The organism is uncultured Cetobacterium sp., assembly GCF_947072685.1.
Taxonomy (GTDB): Bacteria; Fusobacteriota; Fusobacteriia; order Fusobacteriales; family Fusobacteriaceae; genus Cetobacterium_A.
Genome location: NZ_CAMTIK010000021.1, coordinates 1 through 21777, shown reverse-complemented (window position 1 = coordinate 21777; position 21777 = coordinate 1). Strand labels below are relative to the sequence as shown.

The 21777-nt window shown below is 30.5% G+C and carries 20 protein-coding genes, 5 tRNA genes and 1 rRNA gene; 4 read left to right on the top strand and 22 right to left on the bottom strand.

The genetic code is table 11. The features are described 5' to 3' along the window. The first annotated feature begins 15 nt into the window (after nucleotides 1-15). The 4 genes from Q0V67_RS08095 to rrf all read left to right on the top strand — a co-directional run bounded on the left by Q0V67_RS08095 (nucleotide 16) and on the right by rrf (nucleotide 4212). Nucleotides 16-924, top strand: a complete 909-nt coding sequence (locus tag Q0V67_RS08095; protein WP_297598544.1) for a DUF1385 domain-containing protein — start codon at nucleotides 16-18, stop codon at nucleotides 922-924. 195 nt (nucleotides 925-1119) lie between these two features. Next, entirely contained in the window at nucleotides 1120-1422 is a 303-nt protein-coding gene (locus Q0V67_RS08090; RefSeq protein ID WP_297598542.1) for a cysteine-rich small domain-containing protein, read from the top strand. A 35-nt stretch (nucleotides 1423-1457) separates the two neighbouring features. After that, entirely contained in the window at nucleotides 1458-4025 is a 2568-nt protein-coding gene (gene clpB / locus Q0V67_RS08085) for an ATP-dependent chaperone ClpB (RefSeq protein WP_297598540.1), read from the top strand. Between the two features lie 70 nt (nucleotides 4026-4095). Further along, nucleotides 4096-4212, top strand: a 5S ribosomal RNA gene (gene rrf, locus Q0V67_RS08080). A gap of 102 nt (nucleotides 4213-4314) precedes the next feature. Here rrf and sepF read toward each other — a convergent pair. From sepF to Q0V67_RS07970, 22 genes are all read right to left on the bottom strand, one after another. Continuing rightward, complete coding sequence (sepF, locus tag Q0V67_RS08075; RefSeq protein ID WP_297598538.1) at nucleotides 4315-4635, bottom strand: cell division protein SepF; 321 nt, start codon at nucleotides 4633-4635, stop codon at nucleotides 4315-4317. A gap of 36 nt (nucleotides 4636-4671) precedes the next feature. After that, complete coding sequence (locus Q0V67_RS08070; RefSeq protein WP_297598536.1) at nucleotides 4672-5622, bottom strand: bifunctional oligoribonuclease/PAP phosphatase NrnA; 951 nt, start codon at nucleotides 5620-5622, stop codon at nucleotides 4672-4674. After that, nucleotides 5623-6525: a YitT family protein gene (locus Q0V67_RS08065; protein ID WP_297598534.1), complete on the bottom strand. Its 903-nt coding sequence runs from the start codon at nucleotides 6523-6525 to the stop codon at nucleotides 5623-5625. It lies immediately after the preceding gene. Nucleotides 6526-6539: 14 nt separating this feature from the next. After that, on the bottom strand, nucleotides 6540-8468 hold the full coding sequence (gene hprK / locus Q0V67_RS08060; RefSeq protein ID WP_297598532.1) for an HPr(Ser) kinase/phosphatase: 1929 nt from the start codon (nucleotides 8466-8468) through the stop codon (nucleotides 6540-6542). A gap of 190 nt (nucleotides 8469-8658) precedes the next feature. Continuing rightward, entirely contained in the window at nucleotides 8659-9906 is a 1248-nt protein-coding gene (locus tag Q0V67_RS08055) for a folylpolyglutamate synthase/dihydrofolate synthase family protein (protein WP_297598530.1), read from the bottom strand. 26 nt (nucleotides 9907-9932) lie between these two features. Continuing rightward, complete coding sequence (locus tag Q0V67_RS08050) at nucleotides 9933-10628, bottom strand: 5'-methylthioadenosine/adenosylhomocysteine nucleosidase (protein WP_297598528.1); 696 nt, start codon at nucleotides 10626-10628, stop codon at nucleotides 9933-9935. A 40-nt stretch (nucleotides 10629-10668) separates the two neighbouring features. Next, complete coding sequence (locus tag Q0V67_RS08045) at nucleotides 10669-11532, bottom strand: lysophospholipid acyltransferase family protein (protein ID WP_297598526.1); 864 nt, start codon at nucleotides 11530-11532, stop codon at nucleotides 10669-10671. Nucleotides 11533-11654: 122 nt separating this feature from the next. After that, nucleotides 11655-12839 (bottom strand): SH3 domain-containing protein, encoded by a 1185-nt coding sequence (locus Q0V67_RS08040; RefSeq protein WP_297598524.1) that lies wholly within the window; start codon nucleotides 12837-12839, stop codon nucleotides 11655-11657. Nucleotides 12840-12848: 9 nt separating this feature from the next. Then, nucleotides 12849-14294, bottom strand: coding sequence for an Asp-tRNA(Asn)/Glu-tRNA(Gln) amidotransferase subunit GatB (gatB, locus tag Q0V67_RS08035; RefSeq protein WP_297598521.1), 1446 nt, complete (start codon nucleotides 14292-14294; stop codon nucleotides 12849-12851). Then, nucleotides 14294-15739 (bottom strand): Asp-tRNA(Asn)/Glu-tRNA(Gln) amidotransferase subunit GatA, encoded by a 1446-nt coding sequence (gene gatA, locus Q0V67_RS08030; RefSeq protein ID WP_297598519.1) that lies wholly within the window; start codon nucleotides 15737-15739, stop codon nucleotides 14294-14296. Before gatA ends, gatB begins: the two co-directional genes overlap by 1 nt. A 20-nt stretch (nucleotides 15740-15759) precedes the next feature. Next, nucleotides 15760-16050, bottom strand: a complete 291-nt coding sequence (gene gatC, locus Q0V67_RS08025) for an Asp-tRNA(Asn)/Glu-tRNA(Gln) amidotransferase subunit GatC (protein ID WP_297598517.1) — start codon at nucleotides 16048-16050, stop codon at nucleotides 15760-15762. Between the two features lie 21 nt (nucleotides 16051-16071). Next, on the bottom strand, nucleotides 16072-16776 hold the full coding sequence (locus Q0V67_RS08020) for a pseudouridine synthase (protein WP_297598572.1): 705 nt from the start codon (nucleotides 16774-16776) through the stop codon (nucleotides 16072-16074). Further along, nucleotides 16763-17314: an SMC-Scp complex subunit ScpB gene (gene scpB, locus Q0V67_RS08015; protein WP_297598515.1), complete on the bottom strand. Its 552-nt coding sequence runs from the start codon at nucleotides 17312-17314 to the stop codon at nucleotides 16763-16765. The genes Q0V67_RS08020 and scpB overlap by 14 nt, the downstream gene beginning before the upstream one ends. Continuing rightward, nucleotides 17311-18825 carry a hypothetical protein gene (locus tag Q0V67_RS08010; protein WP_297598513.1) on the bottom strand — a complete coding sequence of 505 codons (1515 nt, stop codon included), beginning with the start codon at nucleotides 18823-18825 and terminating at the stop codon, nucleotides 17311-17313. The genes scpB and Q0V67_RS08010 overlap by 4 nt, the downstream gene beginning before the upstream one ends. Before the next feature lie 11 nt (nucleotides 18826-18836). After that, complete coding sequence (locus Q0V67_RS08005; RefSeq protein ID WP_297598512.1) at nucleotides 18837-19883, bottom strand: rod shape-determining protein; 1047 nt, start codon at nucleotides 19881-19883, stop codon at nucleotides 18837-18839. A 21-nt stretch (nucleotides 19884-19904) separates the two neighbouring features. Next, nucleotides 19905-20483, bottom strand: coding sequence for a nucleoside triphosphate pyrophosphatase (locus tag Q0V67_RS08000; protein WP_297598570.1), 579 nt, complete (start codon nucleotides 20481-20483; stop codon nucleotides 19905-19907). After that, on the bottom strand, nucleotides 20407-21159 hold the full coding sequence (locus Q0V67_RS07995; protein ID WP_297598510.1) for a hypothetical protein: 753 nt from the start codon (nucleotides 21157-21159) through the stop codon (nucleotides 20407-20409). The genes Q0V67_RS08000 and Q0V67_RS07995 overlap by 77 nt, the downstream gene beginning before the upstream one ends. A gap of 129 nt (nucleotides 21160-21288) precedes the next feature. Next, nucleotides 21289-21371: transfer RNA gene (locus tag Q0V67_RS07990), tRNA-Leu, on the bottom strand. A gap of 3 nt (nucleotides 21372-21374) precedes the next feature. Then, nucleotides 21375-21450: transfer RNA gene (locus Q0V67_RS07985), tRNA-Thr, on the bottom strand. A 30-nt stretch (nucleotides 21451-21480) separates the two neighbouring features. Further along, a tRNA-Asp gene (locus Q0V67_RS07980) sits at nucleotides 21481-21557 on the bottom strand. 5 nt (nucleotides 21558-21562) lie between these two features. Continuing rightward, nucleotides 21563-21638 (bottom strand) — tRNA-Val (locus Q0V67_RS07975). Between the two features lie 3 nt (nucleotides 21639-21641). Further along, a tRNA-Glu gene (locus Q0V67_RS07970) sits at nucleotides 21642-21716 on the bottom strand. Nucleotides 21717-21777: the final 61 nt, after the last annotated feature.

The following is a 21777-nucleotide window of genomic DNA, read 5'->3' as shown; positions in this document are numbered from 1 at the left end:
TTATGGATGGTGAAAATGAATAGTAAAAAATTTTCAAGTGTAGGTGGACAAGCTGTTATTGAAGGAGTTATGATGAGAAATGCAGATCTTCTTGCAACAGCAGTTAGAAAACCTAACGGAGATATTGTTTATAAAAAAACTAGAATTTCTAAAAGTAGAAATAAACTTTCTACAATCCCTTTCTTAAGGGGAGCTATCACTCTTTTTGATTCTTTAGTTTTAGGGATTAAAGAGCTTACCTTTTCAGCTAATCAAGCTGAAGTGGAAGAGGAACAACTTTCTCAAAAAGAAGCTGTTATGACAACTATTTTCTCTTTAGCTTTGGGAATCGGACTATTTATTGTTCTTCCCTCAGTTATAAGTAGTTTTTTATTCAAAGATAATAAAATACATAGCAATATGCTTGAAGCTCTGTTGAGACTGAGTTTCTTTGTCCTTTATATTTTTCTAATATCTTTTTCAAAAGATATTCAAAGAGTTTTTCAATACCATGGAGCTGAACACAAATCAATATACGCATATGAAAACCATATGGATTTAACTCCTGTAAATGCTAAAAACTTTACAACTCTTCATCCTAGATGTGGAACTAGTTTTCTTCTTATAGTTATGTTCATTGCCATTATTGTTTTTACTGCTTTAGATTTTATTTTACCACCACCCACTAGTTTCACCATGAAACTTCTTACTAAAGTAATTTTAAGAGTCCTATTTATGCCTTTAATAGCAGGGATCTCTTATGAACTTCAAAGGTATACTAGTAATCACTTGGATAAATGGTTTGTTAAAATGATTGCTGCTCCTGGAATGGCTTTACAAAAACTTACAACTAAAGAACCTGATTTAGAACAGCTAGAAGTTGCTATTGTTGCTCTTAAAGTAGTTTTAAACCAACCAGTTGAAAATGCTATTGAAGTATTTTAATAAATTTGTAGATGTAGTTTGAGTTTTATACTTAAACTACATCTTTTTTTTAGACTATTTTAGAGGATTTCGCTATCTTTTCTAGAAAATATTTAAAGAACAATTTGGACTCTTAGTTCTTGTGATTTATTTCTTGATTTAATCTCTCAAGAGTAGTATATTAAGATTATAATAATTATTCTAGGGGAGGTTTTTATGAATTATAAATTTAATCAAAATAAGTCTTGTGAGTTTTTTCCATGCCATAAAATGGAGGATACTGACAATTTTAACTGTTTATTCTGCTACTGCCCTCTTTATATGTTAGGTAAAGATTGTGGAGGAAATTTTAGGTATACTGCGGGAGATATTAAAGATTGCTCACAATGTATTCTGCCTCATATTAAGGATGTAGGTTATGATCACATCCAAAAAAAAATGATGGAAGTCATAGAAATAGTAAGAAATGAACATTTAATCGAAACTGGACAAGAGGATAAAATAATTAGTTTGAAGTAAATTTTATCTTAATTTATATTTAAGGGGTGATATCTATGAATCCTAATGATTTTACAGAAAATTCTATGCTTGTTTTAAACGATGCTCAAATTTTGGCTCAGACTTATATGCAACAAACAATTAAACCTGAAATTTTAGCACTAGCCTTAGTGGCCCATAAAGAGGGTCTTATTGTCCGTGTTCTAAATAAAATGGGTGTTGATACCAAAAGTTTACAAAGCAATCTTGAAAATTTATGCAATCGTCTTCCTAAAGTTCAAGGTGGAAGTAGTTCTGCCGGATTAGATAACAAAACTAACCAAATTTTAGTAGATGCACAAAATCTCATGAAAAAAATGGGGGATTCCTATATCAGTGTTGAGCATGTATTTATGGCTCTATTGGACAACAGCAATTTTATGTCTAACTTTGGAATTGAACGATCTAACTTTGAAAAAACAATCTTAGATATAAGAGGAAATAAAAAAGTGGATTCTCCCAATCCCGAAGTGAAATATGAAGTCTTGGAAAAATATGGACGTGATTTAGTGGAATTAGCTCGACAAGGTAAGATAGATCCTATTATAGGAAGAGATAGTGAGATTAGGAGAACTATTCAGATTATATCTAGAAGAACAAAAAATAATCCTGTTCTTATAGGTGAACCAGGAGTTGGTAAGACTGCTATTGCAGAAGGTTTTGCTCAAAGAATTTTAAATGGGGATGTCCCCGATTCTTTAAAAAATAAAAAAGTTTTTTCACTTGATATGGGTTCTTTAATTGCAGGAGCTAAATTTCGTGGTGAGTTTGAAGAGCGTCTTAAAGCTGTTTTAAAAGAAGTTGAAGATTCTAATGGTGAAATCATACTATTTATTGATGAGATTCATACTATTGTTGGTGCTGGAAAAAGTGATGGAGCGATGGATGCTGGAAATCTATTAAAACCTATGTTAGCTAGAGGAGAGATTAAAGTAATCGGAGCTACAACACTGGATGAATACCGAAAATACATTGAAAAAGATCCGGCTTTAGAAAGACGTTTCCAAATTGTTATGGTCAACGAACCTTCAGTTGAAGACACTATTTCTATATTAAGAGGAATCAAAGAAAAATTTGAAGTTTATCACGGTATAAGAATTACCGATGGAGCTATTGTAGAAGCTGCTGTTCTTAGCAATAGATATATTCCAGACAGACAGCTCCCTGATAAAGCTATAGATCTTATAGACGAAGCAGCAGCTATGATTAGAACTGAAATGGATTCTATGCCAGAAGAGTTAGACCAACTTACTCGAAAGGTAATGCAGTTAGAAATTGAAAGAGAGGCTTTAAAAAAAGAGACCGATCCATATTCAAAAGAAAGACTGGATATTCTAGAAAAAGAACTTTCAAATCTTGTAGATAAAAAATCAGTTTTAAAAGCTCAATGGGAAAATGAGAAGCAAGATTTAAATAAAGTTAAAGACATTAAATCAGAAATTGAAAAAGTAAAACTTGAAATTCTCGAAGCTGAAAGAAAATATGATTTAAATAAATTAGCCGAATTAAAATATGGAAAATTAGCTACTCTTGAAAAAGAACTTATTCAAGAACAAAAACGTTTGGAATCTGCTCCTATAAATCAATTGGTGAAACAAGAGGTCACTGTTGAAGAGATTTCAGAAATAATCTCCAAATGGACAGGTATTCCTCTTTCAAAATTGATGGAGAGTGAAAAAGAAAAACTTTTAACTTTAGAAGATAATTTAAATGCTCGAGTTGTTGGTCAAGAGGAAGCTGTTAAAGCTGTTTCTGAAACCATTCTAAGGGCTAGAGCTGGACTTAAAGATCCTAATAGACCAATTGGATCATTTATCTTTTTAGGCCCTACTGGAGTTGGTAAAACTTATCTTGCAAAATCTCTTGCTTATTTTCTTTTTGACAATGAAGAAAATGTGATCAGAATCGATATGAGTGAATATATGGACAAATTCTCTGTTACCAGATTGATTGGAGCTCCTCCAGGATATGTTGGCTATGAAGAAGGTGGACAACTGACAGAGGCTATTAGAAGAAAGCCATATTCAGTTATTCTTTTTGATGAGATTGAAAAAGCTCATCCCGATACTTTTAATATTCTTTTACAGGTTTTAGATGATGGAAGATTAACTGATGGGCAGGGTAAGGTTGTCGATTTTAAAAACACTCTTATAATAATGACATCAAATATAGGTAGTCACTTGATCTTGGAAGATCCAACTCTAAATGATGAAACTAGATTTAATATAAATCAAATGCTTTTATCAAACTTTAGACCTGAATTTTTAAATAGAGTTGACGATACTATTCTATTTAAAGGTCTTGGCATTGAAGAGATTAAAAACATTGTTCGTCAACTTTTAAAATCTCTTGAAAATAAACTTAAAGAGAGAAAAATTAATTTTGAAATTACAGATACTGCTGCTGAATTTCTAGCTAAATCTGCATATGATCCACAATTTGGTGCACGTCCTCTAAGACGATATATTCAAAAATATATTGAAACTGAAATCGCCAAACTTATTTTAAAAGGTGAGGTTAAAGAAAGAGGAACTATCGAAGTAGATTACAATGAAAATCAAATTTTATTCAATGTAACTGAATAAAAAAATGAGCGGTAAAACGCTCATTTTTTTGTTGACAAAATCCAAAAAAAATGTTATTATTATTGTATAGCTTGGTAACGATAGCTACGGAGGTACACCCAGTCACATTTCGAACCTGGAAGTTAAGCCCGTAAACGCCGAAAGTACTTGGGGGGCAGCCCTCTGGAAGGATAGGTAGTTGCCAAGTTTTTTTATTTTTTGTAATATATTTAGCTGTCAGAAATGGAATTAAAAAAAGCTGACTCATATACATGATAGGAATCAGCTTTTAAATATTTAACTTTCTTTTTTATCTTTTATTATATCTTGGAATAATTTCTTCCTCTTCATCAAATCTGTGACTTGTTGAATTATTTGAAAGTTCTTTATAATCTAATTGATAACTTTTATTTTTGGGAATTGAACAATATATTTTTTCACCAGGATTAATTATTTGCCCCTCTTGAATATGCACTGCTCCACTTATAAAGTCTAAGACTCTTTGAGACTTATCTGAATCTAAATCACAAAGATTTATATGTACTATTTTATCAGTTTTTATATAATCTACACACTTTAGACAATCCTCAAATCTTGTAGGTTTCAAAAAAACTATATCGTAATCTGCCATTCTAACCCCTCCTATTTTCCTTTGATTATACACTATTTATAAATTTTCTACTACTTTTTTTACAATTTCATCTGCTGAAAGTTCACTCGTGAATCCAGCTGCCTTTATATGACCACCGCCGCTAAATATACCTGCTATTTTATTAACATCTATATTATGCTTACTTCTTAAACTTCCTTTTATTTTTCCATCTGCTTCTCCTCTTAAAAAAAGAGAGGCTTCACTTCCGCTATAATTTATCAATTCTTCTACAATACCTTCTGTATCATCTCTTTCAATACCATTTTCCTTTAAATATTCATACGGAAGATAAAAATACATCAATTTTTTCTCTTTAACAAAAATCATCTCGCTTAGAGCCTTTCCTAAAACTTTCATTCTTTCAAATGATTTAGACTTAAAGAAATCATTTACTATCTTATTATTATTTACTCCTAACTCCATCAAATTCGCGGCTACTTTAAATGTATTCTCTGTCACATTACTGTGAGCAAAGTTTCCAGTATCATTTACAATCCCTAAATAGATTGCTCCCGCCATATCAAGAGTAACCTCTATTTCCAACGCTTTTAATATTGAATACATCAACTCAGAAGTAGAGGATATATCTTTAACTATATTTATATCTCCATAATTCGAATTGCTTATATGATGATCAATATTTATTTTAAAAGCATCTTTTACCAATTCTTGAGCACTTCCTACTCTATCAATAGTTGCTGAATCAACAAATATAACTAAATTATAAGTCTCATCTTTAGAATCTTCTATCCTCTCTATTTTTTCACACCCCTCTAAAAAAGAGATGTTTTCAGGAACTTTATCCTGTAAAATAAACCTTATTTTTTTCTCTGGATATTTTTTCTCTAGTCCCAATAGTAGGGAAAGTCCAGCTCCCACAGTATCTCCATCTGGATTTATATGCCCCAACAATAGAATCTTTTTTGCGGCTTCTATCTTTTCTTTAACTTTATTTATCTCATTCATTTACTTTCCTTTCTGTTTTTTCAAATTCAGATCCAAATCAAATGTATAACCTCTTCCCATAACTTCATGTACATCTGAAACTACTATAAAGGCTTCTTTATCAACCTCTGTTATAAGCTCTTTTAGAAGATGCATCTCTCTATTTCTTAGAACAGTTGTTACAACATCCCTCTTATTTTTAGAATAGAGCGCCTCTGCTTGATAATAATTTCCTGTTTTTCCCAAATCTTCCACTATAATTTTTCTAACTTTCTCTATTTCAAAAGTTATGATATAGACCATTTTAGCATCTCCAACTCCATTTATCATCTTATTTATAACAACACCTGTTGCATAAAGATTTATAAGGGCATATAAAGCTTTTTCTGCACCAAATATATAAGCGGCTAAAAGAACTACAATAGAATCTACCATAACTAATCCTTGACCTATAGGAATCTTAAAAAATTTATTTAAAATTCCAGAAACAATATCGCTTCCACCTGTTGTTCCACCATTTTTTATTACGATACCAAGACCTACTCCCATTAAAACTCCACCATAAAGAGTTCCTAAAAATATATTTCCTGGATTAGTAAAGTCTATTAATTTATCAATTTCTGGGACAATACTTTTTATTATCTCCACATTAAAAGATAAAAATGATATTCCTGCTAATGTTTTTATTCCATAGGACTTACCAAAAACTTTTATTCCAATCAGAAATAATGGTATATTTATTACAAAAATTAATGTTCCTACCGGAATACCAGTAACATAATTTATAAGTATCGAAAGTCCTGTGGCTCCTCCAGGTGCTAAGTTAGAAGGAACTAAAAAAGCGTTAATTGCAACAGATGCTATCATTGTTCCAATATAAATATATATATAATCTTTTAGTATTTTTATTTTTTTTCTTTTCAATTCAAATCCCCCATTTAATCATTACTACAATTTTTATTTTTCAACTCTTTTAAATATACCTCTTCTGAATTATACCCCATTCTTTTTGCCATTAAATTCATAACAGCTATTTCTACCATCGCTGCTGCATTTCTTCCAGAGGATATATATAATTTTATTTTTGAAACTTCATTTCCTAAAATTGTTTCTGTCGATTCTTGATAATCCATCGCAGTTAAATAATCTTCACTTTTCAATTCTTGAAGTTCTATTATCATATCCAGTCTTTTGCTTATTCTCACAGCTCCAACCCCATATAGAGCCTTTACATCTATTATTCCAAGCCCTCTAATCTCCATGAAATACGGTAACTTAGAAGCTCTTCCAGTTATATCCCCAATCACACCTTTTTCTAGTCTAACTGAATCATCAGCTATCAATCTATGCCCTCTATGAATCAATTCTAAAGCAGTTTCACTCTTTCCTATACCGCTTTTTCCTGTAAGCAAAACTCCAAAACCATATAACTCTACAAAAACTCCATGCACTGAAACTGTTGGTGCAAAATAATTTTCTAAATAAGCACTAAAAGTTGCTACAACATGGCTTGGTCTATCCAGTTTAGTTTCCATTAAAATTATATCTCGTTCTCTTATCTTATCTAAAAAATATTTAGGAATTTCTTTTACTCCAGATATTATAATCAATGGAAAATCTTCTTCTAAATATCTATTTAAATTTCGATCTCTCTCCTCTTTAGATATTCTTTCTAAATATTTAAACTCTGTTTCGGTAAATAGTTGTATTCCTTTATACCCGTCCTCATCAAACATATCAAAATATCCTGTTAGAGCTAAAGACGGTCTATGGACACCTGTTGTAGTTATATATCTTGTATCTAAAAACTCTTCTCCACTTAAAATAGTTAAATTAAATCTAGATTTTATATATCTTACTGGCATACTTGTTTTTTCATCCACAACTAAACCTCGCTTTTTATTTATTCTATTTTCTTCTATTAATTTTTTAGATTCTTTCCAAAAATATTCAGCTGAATTGACTCCTGTTTTTTTCAATCTATAATTTATTGCGGCAGTTTCAATTATTATAGCTAAATTTCTTCCTTTTCTAACAGGAAGTGTCACTTTAGGAATTTTAAATCCTAAAAATTCCTCATACACCTCATCTAACCCTAATCTGTCATAAAACTTTTTTTCATCCCATTTTTCGAGCTCTATCAACAGTGTCACTTTTTTTCTTTTTCTTGTACTTTTAATCCCAAAGTGAGTTGTCACATCTATATCATTTCCATCTTTTCCAAAAAGATAGAAATGACTATCTCCTTTATCTTTTTCGGCTGTATTAGAACCTAAAATAAATCTATTGGCTATATTTTGAATTTTTAATCTTGTATCCGTTATAAATTTATGTCCTCTTTCTAAAAGTTCAACTGTGGCCCCTAAACGAGCATCTTCATAGCCTCTTAGCAGAATTCCAACACCATAAATATCTAAAAGTATACAATCATCAAGTATTATCTCTTCCGCTAAAATTTTCTGAAGATAAAACTTTGCATTTCTTATTAATTCCAATGTTTTAAGATCTGATTTTAAAATAGGTTTATTGTATCTCTTTGCAATCTCAAGTATTTCATCCACAATTGCATTCTCAAAAGTTACTATCAGCGCTGGAAATGGATAGCTTAAATATTTTTCCAATATTTTTTTTCGAGTTACTTTATCCATTCTCTCTAGATAACTACCCTCTTTTCTTCCTAAAATATTAACATTTGTTTGTAACTCTTCCCCCTCTGAAAAAAAACCAGTCAATTCATAACCAACTCTATAAACACTTTGAGTTTGAATCACATTTTTCATATTGACTTCTAAAAGGGGCTTTAATTTTAAAGCATCCACCAAATCTTTAACTTCAGGAAATTTTGAGCTTATTTTTTCAACTCTCATTCAAACTCCTTTTTAACTCTTTTTATAAAAATCTAAGTTTCTCTCTTTGAAGTTCCCTTCTATTATCTCCATAACATCTCTTTTTTTATTTTCTCTTATAATATATTCGTTTTTTAGTATATTTCCAAATATATATAAATAATATAGAGTTATACAAAATAAAATGAAATTTATAATTTTTAAAAAAACTTTAAATTTCATATTTTAATACTTCCTCTTTAAACTTACTTAAAAGATAAAATGATCCACATACCAAAATAACTTTTTTATTTTTTTTATTTTTAGCATTTTCATATGCAATTCTTATATCTTCACAATAGGTCTTATTTTTTTTATTTGCAAAATTTTCGTAGAGTTCTTTCCCACTTTGACCTCTTTTATTTTCAGATAGAGAAGTAAAAATAATATCTTCTACATAATTTTCTAATATTTTTATAATTTCTATACTATCTTTATCCTTTAATATTGATACAATCGATACTATCTCCTCACTTTTATATCCTTTTTTCAAAGTTTCACAAAGTGTTTTAACTCCATCTTCATTGTGAGCTCCATCCAATATAATTAACTTTTCTTTCTGTATAATTTCAAATCTACATTGCCAAATAATCTGAGTCATTCCTTTTTTTATAATATCTTCTGGAACATTTAAAATTTTTAAAACTTCTAATGCACATAAAAAATTTTTATATTGATACTCTCCAAAAAGTGAATATTCATAATTTTCACCTTGAATATCAATATAAGTTCTAAACTTTTCAAAATCCAATCTATGAGTAGCATCTTCATATTTTAAAATAACATTCGTATAAGTTGAAGTTTTCTCTTCTATAGCTTTAATAAATTCAGAATCAGAACTCCCCACTATAACTTTTGAATTTTTCTTAATTATTCCAGCTTTTTCACATGCAATATCATATATTGTCTTTCCCAAAAACTCTGTATGATCTAAACTTACATTTGTTATTATACAAATTTCAGCATCAACCACATTAGTGGCGTCATATTTTCCACCCATGCCAACTTCTAAAATAACATATTCAACTTTTTTGTCAGAAAAATATTTAAACATCATCGCAGTAGTTACCTCAAAAAATGTTGGTGTTATTCCTATCTCTTCAATTATCCCCTTTACATAAGAGTAATAATAAGCTACTTCACTATCTGATATCTCTCTCCCGTTTGCGCATATCCTTTCATTGAATCTCAATATATGAGGAGATGTATATTTTCCTACTGTTTTTCCATACTCTAGGAGTACTCTTTCTATTGTTGTCGATGTGGACCCTTTTCCATTAGTCCCTGCAACATGAATAACTTTATAATCTCTTTCAGGATTTCCCATAGCCATACAAATTTTTTCAATATTTTGTAATCCTAATTTTATTCCATGAAGTGAGTAAGAATACAATTCATCCAATAATTTTTCTATGTTCACAATCTCCTCCCTTAAAAGTAAAATTATTATATTCCCTTTAACATACCTTCTATTATCACTTTTGAATTTTGTGCAGCCAATTTAACAAACTCATCAAAATTCATATTTGCATCATGATTTGCTTTATCTGATATAGATCTTATTATTACAAATGGTTTTTTTAATACATGACAAACATGAGCAACTGCTGCTCCTTCCATCTCTGTACACTCCCCATTAAATGTTTCTCTCAACCAATTTATTTTGTCAATTGATGCAACAAATACATCTCCACTCAAAATTGTTCCCATAAAAACTCTATTTTTCCCAAAATTATCAATTGCTACATTTTTTGCTAATTCTACAAGTTCTTTGTCTGATTGGAACTTTGAAATCTCCATTCTAGGTATTACTCCATGATCATACCCAAAAGCTGTCGCATCAAAATCATGTTCCACCAAATCCGTTGAAACTACAATATCACCTATATTTATTTCTGGATTTAAAGCTCCTGCAACACCTGTAAATAAAACTTTATCCACATTAAACTCCTGAATTAAAAGAGTTGAACAAATTGCAGCATTAACTTTTCCAATTCCACACTCTACTAAAACTATATTTTTCTCTAAAAGTTTCCCTTCAAAAAAATTATATCCTCCTATTTCTTTTGTATTTTCAAGAATCATTGCTTCTTTTAATTGAACAACCTCTTCATTCATTGCACCTATAATTCCTATCAACATTTTTTCCTCCTATAATTTTACAACTTTATTTATTTTGAGTTTATTTTTTTACTATTTTTTTATACAGTTTCCATCTATCATGAAACCACATCCATTGATTTGGATAGTTTATTATTATTCTTTCCATTCTTGAAATTAACATCTGAGTATTGTTTTTTACATCATCTTTAAAGGAGTCTGTTCTTTCTAACTCTATTTCATCTGTAAAATATGTAGTACTTGTGTTGTCTCTATTCATAATATTATATCCTATTACAAGAGGCATATTATGTTTTAGAGCAATATTTATGATTCCTGTTGGAGAAACTGTTTCTGTCCCAAAGAATTCAACACTCGCACCCTTATCTCTGTGATCACTAAATAGTGCAATTATATTCTTTTCTTCAATCTGCTCTAGAAGCTCTCTTGACGTTTGTTTAGATTTTTTTATAAGTACAAGATTTAATTTTTCTCTTGATTTTGTTATAAATTTATCTATATACGGATTTCTTTGAGCTTTTGCAACTGTAACAACCTTATATCTCTCCGTCGCCTTTAAATGAGCCTCCATATTACCCATATGAATGAGAGCAATCGCTAATCCCTGACCTCTTTCTTTTATCTTTTCAATTCTATCCATATCCTCTATATGAACATTATTTTTTAAATACTCATCAAACCACAGTGTCGATAAAAATGCTTTTGACATTATTTTATAGGATTCAAGAGCTATTCTTTCTCTATCTTTTTCACTTTTTTCTGGAAAAGCTAGTTCTAAGTTAGCAAGAGCTATAATTCTTCTTTTTTTTATCAATCTGTATCCTAAAACTGCTAATACTTCTGCAAATTTAAACCTTGTTTTTTCTGGAAACAATAGCAATAACCAACGAAAAAATTTAAATATTATATACTGTAATTTATACATCTCTTCTCCCACCTATCCCATATGATTTAACAAATTTATTATATCATATAATACATTGTTTTTTCTTAATTTTTACAAAAAAAAGGCAAGCTATTCCTAGCCTGCCCTTTATTAAAATACTATTAAAATACTATTACCATTACATTTTCATTAGGACTCTGAAAATTTGATTTTCTATTTACTTTTCCATTTGTAACCCAATCAAATAAAAATTTTATATGTGACTCCATATTTCTAATACATTTTCTAGTTCCTTCGATAGTACCTAATGTCCCATCCTTTTCTCTTAAAAAGAAATCTCTATTTATATTCTCTTCAAAATTTATAGGAGTTCCATGGATGTATCCTCCACCTGAAAAACGAATAGCATATTTAGCCATACCCGCAGCTTTGTTTTGCTCGTCTCTATATCCCATCTCATATTTTAATGCTGGAACAATAAAGTACCCTGTTGGTGTTTCAAACCCTAAAGTACTCTCCATTCCGGTTTTATTTAATGTGTAAGCTATTAGCTCCCATTTGCCTTCAGCATTTTTTTGAAAAATACCTTGATTTTCATTTTCTAAATCTATGGCTATAACTTTCCTGAAATTAGGGTTTACTGCTGGGTGTTTTGTTAAAACATTTTTATTAACTCTTAATGGTTTTTCTTGAATTGAAAGTGTATTTACATAAGCATCACTTCCTTTTACAGAATCAACAGACATAAGAGATCTATCTGGAATATACAGTGTCTCACCGTTGTAGATAGACTTGGCATTTTGATCAGCTGATACTCCATATTTATCTTTTGCTCTATCCATATTCTGATTAGCAGGATTTGGTACATACGTATTTACAGAAACTAGTTCCTTCCCTTTAGCTGCTTCAGACGTTAAGAAGTTTTCTAATTTTTTAACTCTATTGTTCATCTCTTCGAATCTAAATCTTCTAAGGTTTACAAGCAGTGCAGAAATATATCCCTCGACTTTTGTACCCTTATTATCTTTTAGCTCGACTTTATACCACTCATTTCCACCAGCTTCAACTTTCTCTAATACTTTTATTTTTGTATTAAAAGGAAATCTTACAATCTCCCTAGAATTAACAGAAGCATCCTCTCTAACTGGAGCATCTACACTTTTTATAAACACATAATTTAGAAATTCTGGTTCAGCTTCATTGTTCATTATATTTACACGAACACTCATTGGTACTACATTCTCATATTTTGCTTTCAATGTTTTAGTAACAGCTAGAAGTGGTTGAGATAAAAAAGCAATTCCAAACATTACAATCCCTAAAGAGATTAATTTTCTTCTTTTCATATAACCCACCTATTTCAATTTCGATTCCATAAGCTCTGTAACTATCGTAGGATTTGCTTTCCCCTTAGATAATTTCATAACTTGTCCAATTAATCCTTTTAAAACTCTTGGTTTTCTGCCTTCATCAGAGTTTTTAAAGTCTTCCACCATTTTAGGATTCTCGTTTAGAACTTGTTTCACTATTCCTTCAATTTCTCCTAAATCCACAACTTGAACCATTCCATCCTCTTTTACAATAACTTCCGGATCTCTAATATCTGTTAATTTTTTTATAAATAACTGTTTAGCTATTTTAGAGGATATTACATCCTTTTGGATTAGATTTATTATTTTACCTAAATCTTCAGACGTTATATTTGATTCCTCTATTGTTTTTCCACTCTCTTTTAGTTCTCTTAGAACCTCTGTCATTATCCAGTTGGATGATAATTTTGGATTTTTTGTAAACTCCACAACTTTTTCAAAATAATCAGCTAGTTCAATCTCATCTGTTAAAATATTTGCATCATATTCTGGTAAAGTATAATCTTTTATAAATCTCGCTAATTTTTCACTCTTTGATTCCGGCATTAATGCTTTTATTCTTTCAATCTCTTCATTTTTAATTACAAGTCTTGGAAGATCTGGCTCTGGAAAATATCTATAGTCCATTGCATCCTCTTTACTTCTCATTATTCTTGTCACTTGAGAGTCATCATCCCAAAGTCTTGTTTCTTGATTTATTATTTCACCATTTTCAATTGCCTCAATCTGTCTTCCGATTTCATAATCGATAGCTCTTGCTACAGCTTTAAATGAATTTAAGTTTTTTACTTCGACTCTTGTTCCGTATACTTTACTTCCTTTTTCCATAACAGAGATATTGGCATCACATCTAAGTGATCCTAATTCCATAGAAACATCACTTATTCCTGTATATTTTATTGTGCTCTTTAGAAGGTTTAAGTATTCGTAAGCTTCTTCTGAACTTCTTAAATCTGGATCAGATATAATTTCCACAAGTGGCATAGATGCTCTGTTAAAATTTATAAGTGATTCTGTCCCCATATGTATTGATTTCCCTGCGTCCTCTTCTATTTGAATTCTTGTTATTCCAACTCTAAATTCTCTTCCTGAGTTTAGTTTCACATCCAAATGTCCATTTTCACAATATGGAGTTTCAAACTGAGTTATCTGATAATTTTTAGGTGTATCTGGATAGAAATAATTTTTTCTATCAAAACCACTTATATTATTTATTTTACAATTTAAAGCTAGTGCTCCTTTTATAGCGTATTCCACAACTTTTTTATTCAACTTTGGTAATGCTCCAGGATGCCCTAAACAGATTGGACATGTGTGTGTGTTTACTTCTGAATTATCATAGTTTGCATCACAACCACACCATACTTTTGTTCCAGTTTTTAATTGAAGGTGTACTTCAAGTCCTATTACTGATTCCCATTGTCTCGCCATTACACTCTCTCCTTTATCGCTTTTTCAAAAGCATCCCCTGCTCTTAATATATCTTTTTCTCCAAAAGCTCTTCCTAGCAATTGAATTCCTACAGGTAATCCATCTGTCATTCCTGCTGGAATAGATATTCCTGGAATTCCCGCTAAGTTCGCTGGTATCGTAAAGATATCCTCTAAATATAGTTCAACTGGTGTTTTTTTAGCATCCAGTCTAAAAGCTGGCCCTGGTGTTACTGGTGTAAATATTATATCCACTTGTTCAAAAGCTCTATCAAAATCATTTTTTATAAGTCTTCTAACCTTTTGAGCTTTTTTAAAGTAAGCATCAAAGAATCCTGCACTTAAAACATATGTTCCTACCATTATTCTTCTCTTAACTTCATCCCCAAACCCTTCACTTCTAGATTTCACATAAAGATCATCTATATTTTTTGGATTTTCAGTTCTATGCCCATACCTTACTCCATCAAATCTAGCTAGATTTGAACTCGCTTCTGCTGGTGCTAGTACGTAGTAAGTTGGAGCTGCATATTTTGTATGAGGTAAAGATATTTCAACTATTTCTGCTCCTAAAGATTTAAATACTTCCAAAGCTTCATCTACAACCTTTTTTACTCCTAAATTAAGTCCTTCTATGAAATATTCTTTCGGAACACCTATCTTCATTCCTTTAATATCTCCAGTTAAATAATCTAAATAATTTGGAACTTCTATATCCTCTACAGTAGAATCATAATCATCGCTACCCGCCAACACATTTAGAGCTAGTGCTGAATCTTTTACTGTCTTTGTAAACGGACCTATTTGATCCAGTGATGAAGCAAAAGCCATAAGACCATATCTTGATACTCTTCCATAAGTTGGTTTCAAACCTACAACACCACAAAATGATGCGGGTTGTCTTATACTTCCACCAGTATCTGATCCCAATGAAATAAAACATTGTTGTGCTGATAAAGAGGCTGCTCCGCCTCCACTACTTCCACCAGGAACTCTTTCTAAATCCCAAGGGTTTTTCGTTGTTTTTTCATATGCTGAAGTTGTTGTTGTTGAACCCATTGCAAACTCATCCATATTTGTCTTCCCTATAATTATAGCACCAGCATCTTTTAACTTTTTAACCACTGTTGCATCATATATTCCTTCATATCCCTCTAATATTTTAGATGCTGATTGAGATGGTTCTCCAACAGAAACCATATTATCTTTTATCGCTACTGGAACTCCTGCTAAAGCTCCTAACTGTTCCCCATTGTTTACTTTTTCATCTATAGCTCTTGCCTCAGCTAAAGCTTTCTCTTTTCTAAGAGATACAAAACTTCCTATCTCTCCATCTGTTTCCTCTATTCTATCAAATATTGCAGTTATAACCTCTTCAGATGTCAACTCTTTATTCGCTATTTTTTCTTTTATTTCAAAAGCTGTTAGCTCATATATTTTTTTCACAGAAAAGTCCTCCCTCTAAATTATTCTCCTACTACTTTTGGTACGATTAACGCCCCATCTTGAGATGCTGGTGCATTTTTCATAGCTTCTTCTGATGTTAAAGATTTTTTAATAATATCTTCTCTTAACTTCATTCCACTCTCATTAACTTGAACCAATGGCTCCACATTATCCGTATTTATCTCACCTAAAACATCTATATAATCTAAAATGTTGTTAAGATCTGCTTGGAATCTTTGAATTTCCTCTTCATTGAATTCTAATCTTGCTAATTTAGCTACACCTAGAACTCCCTCTCTTGTTAAAGACATTTTTTTCCTCCTCTATAAATCTTATAATGATTTTAAATATTTTACCTCTTCTGATGTTAATCTTCTATATTTTCCTATCTCTAGGTCTCCGATTTTTATTTTACCTATAGCATCTCTTCTTAGGTAAATTACAGGACATCTCACAGCATCAAACATTCTTCTAACCTGACGATTTCTTCCCTCTCTTATAGAGATTGTAACTTCACTTTTACCTTGATCTCTTTTTAAAATCTTAGTTTTAGCTGGTAACGTTAACCCATCCTCTAAAATAACTCCTTTTGCTACCCTAGAAAGTTCTTTATCTTTTATTTCACCTCTTAAAACAGCATAATATTCCTTGTAAACCTCACCTTTTGGATGAATTACTTTATTAAAAATATCCCCATCATTAGTTAAGATTATTGCTCCTTCTGTTTCTGAATCCAATCTTCCAATAGGATATAACCTTTCTTTTGTATCAATAAAATCTACTACTGTTTTTCTTCCTCTATCATCTTTTGAGGCACTTAAAACACCTTTAGGTTTATTCAATAAAAAATATAATTTTTTTTCAAATTTAGGTTTTTCAAAAGTTTTTCCCTTTATTAAGATAACATCTTTATCTGATACTTTTTGCCCAGGAGAAACTACCTCTCCATTCACTTTTACTTCTCTTCTTTCAATAAGCTTATCTATCTCTCTTCTTGATGCATAACCATTTTGTGCTAAATATTTATTTATTCTCATCGGTTCCATTTAATTTCTCCTTCATCTCTTCATATCTTGGTAATTCTTCTACAGATAATACTCCCAAATAACCTAAAAACTTGTCCGTGATTTCGTACAGATTAGGTTTTCCTATACTTGCTTTTTTTCCACATATCCTAACAAATTTTCTCTCTTCCAGAGTTTGCATAACTCTATCTGTAGAAACTCCTCTCACAGCCTCTATCTCACTTTTAGTAACTGGTTGACGATACGCAATTATTGAAAGTGTTTCTAAGGCGGCATTGGACAATTTTTTAGGTTTTGCTTCCTGCTTAAAATACATATTAATTACCTCTCCACATTTGGGATTTGTAATTAAATACACTATCTCCTCATTTATCTCTAAATTTATTCCAGTAAAAAATCTGTCTCTTTTTAACTCCTCTAAAACTTCTAATATTTTTTCTACTGGTAAAGAAAAGAATTTACTCAAATCTTTTATTTTAACTTCGTCTCCTCCTAATAGAAGAATAGACTCTATTTGTTCCTTCATTCTTACATCGTTAATGTTGTTCATAATAATCCCCTGTAATAAATATTTTTTATATACAAAAATACCTCTTCCGTATCTATTTCATCTTGCTTTTCAAAATATTCCATAAAATAATTCAATCCATAGAACAACTTATCACTCTCGGTGGTTAAGCCTTTTTCATATAAAAATAGAGCCAATTCTAAATTTTCTACATACTGTATCTCACCATTTTTTATTAAAACCCCATATGGGTTACTCAATCTCTTTAATAAAATATTTAAGTTTTTATCTTGTTTTTCTTTTGAAAGCAAACTTAAAAACTTTATATACGAACTTTTTTTTATTATCCCTTCAGATGTTAAAATCTCTCTTTCTAATCTATTTAACACATCTTTTTTCATCAAATCTATATTTTCTAAATCTAAATCAGATTGAAATATTACTTTAAATTTATCCAAAAATTCACAAAAAATAAAGCTATTTGACAACCAATCCCCTTCTTTAAACAATATCTCTTGATAGGACTTATTTATATTTTCTTGGATATTAGGTAGTAATTTTTGTAAATCACTGCTGTTCATTATGTCTATATTGAGTAGGTTTAATGTTTTTAGGTAGTAGTAATATGAGTAAATGTTTTGTATCCCCTTCTCTCTTTCAAATGAAAATTTAGAAAGAATACTTTTATCTCTATTTAATATAGCATTTAAATATGTTACTTTCAATTCAGTTAGATAATTAGCCCTACTCGTGTTCACATTTAACCTACTTTGAGCAAAACTGTTTGAATTAATTATATAGAAATTTTTAATCTGTTTTATCATTGATTTTCTTAAATAGAAATATTTTTTTTGAAAATCAATCCAAAATTTAATCTCTCTATCATATATTTCTTTAAAAGATTGCCCTGTTTTATTTGGAATCTCTTTATTAAAATTTATAGTTAAAAAGTCATCCTTTTTACTATTTATATTGATATCTTTTACCACATATATTCTTTCATCTAGCTCTTTTACTAAAGATCCTTCTAAAACTTTCACTTTAAAATTATCTAGATCTCTTTCCGTTGCCACAAAAACTTGGGTACCAGGGTCTTTTGAAATATTTATATCATCATACTCAAAATAGCTTCCATTATTTAAAATTCCACCTGTCAATAACATCGGCGATATTTTATATACAATTTTATAGTCAGAATCCCACTTAATATTTTTCAAATCAGTATATACATACATATTATTTTTATCTTTATTTGAAAGAATAATATAGGTAGATATATTTTGTCCCTCTACAGAGTAAGTCATTTTAAAAATATTTCTTCCCTCTTTAAATTCTACTTCTGTATAGTAATCTCTTATCTGATATATCTTAAAATCTTTTATCAATAATATCTGAAGATTTGCAATTTTATCTTTATGATATATTCTTCCTCTTATATTTCTTAAAACATTATTTTTTCCATCATAAAAAAGAGCTATCTCACCATTGGTGATGAGATAGTTCGCCTTTAATATTGAACATAGAAATATAAATACCAATATTAAGTTTTTCATAAAACCCCTTTTTAATAATCACTTTCTGGAGAAATCAAAACCCTTTTATAGCTGTCAAACTCTTTTAACAGCTGCTGAATTCCATTTACCACTGCATTTAACGGATCTTCTGCGACAGTTACTTCAAGACTTAAGCTTTCTGCTATTCTTTTATCTACTCCTCTAAGAAGAGCTCCTCCACCAGCTAAATATATCCCTTTTCTTTTTATATCCGAAGATAATTCTGGTGGTGTCTTTTCAAGAATACTTTTTATCTCTTCTATAACTAAAACAATAGCTTCTTCTAAGGCCTCAGCTATTTCTGATGAATACACTTTAACATTTTTAGGTAATCCACTAAGTGCATTTCTTCCGCTTATTTCAATAAATATATCCTCTTCTAAATCAACAACTGCTCCTACAGCTATCTTAATCTCTTCTGCTGTTTTTTCCCCAATAAATAGATTATGCTTTTGTCTTATATAATCTATAATTAAAGAATCAAACTTATCTCCTGCCATTTTTAAAGATGACGTTTTTACTATTCCGCCCAGTGATATTACACCTATTTCTGTTGTTCCTCCACCAATATCTACTATCATATTTCCTTCGGGTTCAAAGATATTTAACCCTATCCCTATTGATGCTGCCATCGGTTCTTCAATTAAATAAGCTTCTCTTGCTCCTGCTTCCCTTGTAACATCCATAACAGCTCTTTTTTCAACTTGTGTTACTCCGGCTGGAACACATATTATTACCCTAGGACTAGATAAAGTTTTCCCTTTATTAACAACTTTATAAAACTCTCTCAACATTTTTTCTGTAATTTCATAATCAGCAATTACACCATTTTTTAACGGTCTTATCGCTTCAACTGTATGTGGAGTTCTCCCTATCATCTGCTTCGCTTTTTCTCCAACTTCAAAAATCTCTTTTGTTTTAGTGTGGATGGCTACTACTGATGGCGCATTCATTATTATCCCTTTGTTTTTTACACATATTAAAGTATTTGACGTCCCTAAATCTATCCCTAAATCATCCGAAAATATCCCTAAAAATTTTCCAAGTATTTTTTTCATTTTACTCTCCTTAAAAACAATTTATATTTTTTGTATATCTTTTATATTTATCCCTAACTTTTTTAAAGTTTTAACAAAGTCATTTATTGGAAATCCCATAATTGAAAAGAAATCGCCTTCTATTTTATCTACAAATATAGCTCCTAAACCCTGTATTCCATATGCTCCTGCTTTATCCATAGGTTCTTTGCTCTCTATATACCAATCAATTTCTTCTCTACTTATCAATTTAAAAAACACTTTACTTTCTACAGCTTCACTAATATTTATATTTTTTTCTAAATTTATTAGTGTATACGCAGTTATAACTCTGTGCTCTTTTCCTGAAAGTTTTTCTAACATCTCTCTAGCTTCATTCTCATTCTTAGGTTTCCCCAGAACTTCCCCTCCGATCTCCACAAGAGTGTCTGCCCCAACAACAAATGAATTCTGATTCTCTTTTGCTACTTCAATCACTTTTTTATAGGAGATATCTTTTATTTTATCTATCAGTTCAACTTTTGAACTAATTTCTTCTACATCTTTAACTTGGATTTTCACTTGGAAGCCAAGTTGCTTCAGTATCTCTTTTCTCCTCGGAGATTTCGATGCTAGTATCATCATTATCATCATCCTTTTCATTTTTTTCTTTCTCTTGATAAATTTTTTGAATATTACAGATCTCTTCATAAATTTCTTTTTCAAGTTTTTCTTGTTTTTCTATTTTTAACTTTTCCTCTTTTATTCGTTTTTTCTCTTTTAAATCAAAATAAATTTTTTTAAAGAAGTTAACAATAAATAACAGTACTCCTTTTATTGCCTTACCTGTTATTATAATTGTTGAGATAAATATTATAGATACCAATATTCCTACAAAAATATCTTTTCTTACATTTGAGTATATTTTTAGAAACGTATATATTTCTAAGTATCCAAGATTTATATTTAAAATCCCCACTTGAATAATAAATTCTTGAACTCTATCCAAAGATGTCTCCTCTAATTTTTTCAAACTCTCTATCAAGTATAGATAGCCTATAGAAATACCAGAAAGTAACATAAAATATAATCTTATTTTTAAAACTATTCTTTTTATTGGATTTTTCATAAACATTGAAAATACATACCCTGCAAAAAATATCCATAATAAATTTTCATATATTCCAAAGTATTCTGTTATATATAAATAAATATTATTATTTTTTAAAAAATTCGGATAAAAATATCCTGAAATAAAATAAAGTAATAAAATTATGGATATATTTTTTTCGTTAAATAACAATCTTATTTTATTCATTTAGGCACCTTTTTATTAACTTTTTTCATATTATTGTACCATAGAGATATTTAGTTTTCAAGCAATTAACAACTCTTATAAATAAAAAAGTAGACTTCTTAAGAAGTCTACTGCTGTTTGTTTATAAAGTGGTGCGAGAGGAGGGACTTGAACCCTCACGTCGAAACGCCAGATCCTAAGTCTGGTGCGTCTGCCAATTCCGCCACCCTCGCAAGTGGTGCCGCTTATCGGAGTCGAACCAATCACCTACTGATTACAAGTCAGTTGCTCTACCAGATGAGCTAAAGCGGCTTTATTCTTTTGTTCCATCTAAAAATTAAATGGCGGGAGTGACGAGGGTCGAACTCGCGACCTCATGCGTGACAGGCATGCGCTCTAACCAACTGAGCTACACCCCCAAATATGGTGGAAACAACTGGACTTGAACCAGTGACCCCCTGCTTGTAAGGCAGGTGCTCTCCCAACTGAGCTATGCTTCCAAATGGTACCCCGTAGGGGAATCGAACCCCTGTTTATAGAGTGAAAATCTATTGTCCTAACCGTTGAACGAACGGGGCGGTTAGATGGTGCGTCATACTGGGCTCGAACCAGTGACAACACGATTAAAAGTCGTGTGCT

What these genes read in the sequence shown, in the direction of transcription:
- Q0V67_RS08095 (WP_297598544.1), top strand. Translation starts at nt 16, where the DNA reads ATGAATAGTAAAAAATTTTCAAGTGTAGGTGGACAAGCTGTTATTGAA.
- Q0V67_RS08090 (WP_297598542.1), top strand. Translation starts at nt 1,120, where the DNA reads ATGAATTATAAATTTAATCAAAATAAGTCTTGTGAGTTTTTTCCATGC.
- clpB (WP_297598540.1), top strand. Translation starts at nt 1,458, where the DNA reads ATGAATCCTAATGATTTTACAGAAAATTCTATGCTTGTTTTAAACGAT.
- sepF (WP_297598538.1), bottom strand. Translation starts at nt 4,635, where the DNA reads ATGGCAGATTACGATATAGTTTTTTTGAAACCTACAAGATTTGAGGAT.
- Q0V67_RS08070 (WP_297598536.1), bottom strand. Translation starts at nt 5,622, where the DNA reads ATGAATGAGATAAATAAAGTTAAAGAAAAGATAGAAGCCGCAAAAAAG.
- hprK (WP_297598532.1), bottom strand. Translation starts at nt 8,468, where the DNA reads ATGAGAGTTGAAAAAATAAGCTCAAAATTTCCTGAAGTTAAAGATTTG.
- Q0V67_RS08050 (WP_297598528.1), bottom strand. Translation starts at nt 10,628, where the DNA reads ATGTTGATAGGAATTATAGGTGCAATGAATGAAGAGGTTGTTCAATTA.
- Q0V67_RS08045 (WP_297598526.1), bottom strand. Translation starts at nt 11,532, where the DNA reads ATGTATAAATTACAGTATATAATATTTAAATTTTTTCGTTGGTTATTG.
- Q0V67_RS08040 (WP_297598524.1), bottom strand. Translation starts at nt 12,839, where the DNA reads ATGAAAAGAAGAAAATTAATCTCTTTAGGGATTGTAATGTTTGGAATT.
- gatB (WP_297598521.1), bottom strand. Translation starts at nt 14,294, where the DNA reads ATGGCGAGACAATGGGAATCAGTAATAGGACTTGAAGTACACCTTCAA.
- gatC (WP_297598517.1), bottom strand. Translation starts at nt 16,050, where the DNA reads ATGTCTTTAACAAGAGAGGGAGTTCTAGGTGTAGCTAAATTAGCAAGA.
- Q0V67_RS08020 (WP_297598572.1), bottom strand. Translation starts at nt 16,776, where the DNA reads ATGAGAATAAATAAATATTTAGCACAAAATGGTTATGCATCAAGAAGA.
- scpB (WP_297598515.1), bottom strand. Translation starts at nt 17,314, where the DNA reads ATGAACAACATTAACGATGTAAGAATGAAGGAACAAATAGAGTCTATT.
- Q0V67_RS08010 (WP_297598513.1), bottom strand. Translation starts at nt 18,825, where the DNA reads ATGAAAAACTTAATATTGGTATTTATATTTCTATGTTCAATATTAAAG.
- Q0V67_RS08005 (WP_297598512.1), bottom strand. Translation starts at nt 19,883, where the DNA reads ATGAAAAAAATACTTGGAAAATTTTTAGGGATATTTTCGGATGATTTA.
- Q0V67_RS08000 (WP_297598570.1), bottom strand. Translation starts at nt 20,483, where the DNA reads ATGATACTAGCATCGAAATCTCCGAGGAGAAAAGAGATACTGAAGCAA.
- Q0V67_RS07995 (WP_297598510.1), bottom strand. Translation starts at nt 21,159, where the DNA reads ATGAATAAAATAAGATTGTTATTTAACGAAAAAAATATATCCATAATT.